Below are 988 nucleotides of genomic sequence, written 5' to 3'. Positions count from 1 at the left end.
GCTGGCGGTGACCATGCTATGGGTGGCGATGCCGGTGGTTTCGGTGATGCCGGTGGCTTTGGCGATGCTGGCGGTGACGCTGCAATGAGTGGCGATGCAGGCGGCTTTGGCGATGCTGGTGGCTTTGGCGATGCTGGTGGCGATGCCGGTGGCTTCGGTGATGCAGGCGGCTTTGGCGATGCTAGTGGCGATGCCGGTGGTTTCGGTGACGCAGGCGGCTTTGGCGATGCAAGCGGCGATGCCGGTGGTTTCGGTGATGCAGGCGGCTTTGGCGATGCAAGCGGCGATGCCGGTGGTTTCGGTGATGCAGGCGGCTTTGGCGACGCTGGCGGTGACGCTGCAATGAGTGGCGACGCTGGTGGGTTCGGTGATGCTGGCGGCTTTGGCGATGACGGTGGCTTTGGCGACTCAGGCGGTTTCGGTGAAGATGCCGGCGGGTTTGGCGATGATTCTGGCGGTTTTGGTGATGCAGGTGGCTTTGGCGATGCATCAGGAAGCGGCTTTGATGATCTCTCCATGGGTTCAGATGAACTAGGCGGAGATGATGCCAAGCAGTTTGCCGCATCAATGCAAGAGGCTGGGGGCAATGGCTTCCCAAAATCTAATGCACTAGCCACCGAAGAGGTCATCAAGGCTAGTGCTGATAACGATGACCACAGCGATGCAGCCTTGGATAACTCTTTAAAGGCTGCTGATTCGGTCAACGATATAAGCTCTCAAAGCACTGAGCCTTCACCAAAGGATGAGCTTAATGCCCCTGATCCAGCTAGTGATATTGATTTCGGCGCTCAAATGGATGAGCGTGAGCAAAACACTGACCTGGGTGACTTAGACTTTGCCTCTATGGCAAACGAGTTAGATGGCGGCTCTGCACCTGCAGATGATCTTGGCGCTGCTCAAGATATGTCAGGTATGGGCGACGGCTTTGGTGATGTCGATGCTGCAGCTCCTGCAGCAGATGATGCGTTTGCCGACGCTCCTCAGACCG

General features: G+C 57.5%; 1 protein-coding gene. It reads left to right on the top strand.

What is annotated here, in order from left to right:
- On the top strand, positions 1-988 hold a 988-nt coding region (locus H524_RS17525), incomplete at both ends, for a hypothetical protein (RefSeq protein ID WP_211232177.1).

The organism is Anaerobiospirillum succiniciproducens DSM 6400, assembly GCF_000482845.1.
GTDB classification, from domain to species: domain Bacteria; phylum Pseudomonadota; class Gammaproteobacteria; order Enterobacterales; family Succinivibrionaceae; genus Anaerobiospirillum; species Anaerobiospirillum succiniciproducens.
The sequence above is the reverse complement of the archived record's forward strand: the minus strand, read 5'-3'. Positions and strand labels throughout refer to the sequence as shown.